1 protein-coding gene is annotated in these 390 nt (G+C 47.4%); it reads left to right on the top strand.

Annotation, left to right across the window (positions count from 1 at the left end; translation table 11 throughout):
• The coding region (locus CL42_RS17350; RefSeq protein WP_035271139.1) for a GA-like domain-containing protein at positions 1 to 390 on the top strand (390 nt) is incomplete at both ends.

Raw genomic sequence — 390 nt, 5'->3', positions numbered from 1 at the left:
GCACTGATCGATGCAAATGCCAATGGCCTCATCACCCCAACAGAACTTACTGCACTGACTCAAGCACGTGATGATGCACTTGCTGCGAAAACAGAAGCACAAACAAAAGTGACAGCATTACCTGAGGCAGTACAAGCAGAAAAAGATGCGCTACAAGGTCGTTTAAATGATCTGGTTGATATCACTTTACCAACAGTAAATGACGAAGATGAAGATGGTGTTGTTGATGATATTGGTGAAGCTCTAGCAGCGGCTGAAGCAGCAGTAGAGGCAGCAGAAGCAGCATATGCAGCGGCAGAACAAGCGCTGATCGATGCAAATGCCAATGGCCTCATCACGCCAACAGAACTTACTGCACTGACTCAAGCACGTGATGATGCACTTGCTGCG

Origin of the sequence: Acinetobacter sp. Ver3, from assembly GCF_000632455.1 — a bacterium.
Lineage (GTDB): Bacteria > Pseudomonadota > Gammaproteobacteria > Pseudomonadales > Moraxellaceae > Acinetobacter.
This window is presented reverse-complemented; position numbering and strand designations above follow the sequence as displayed.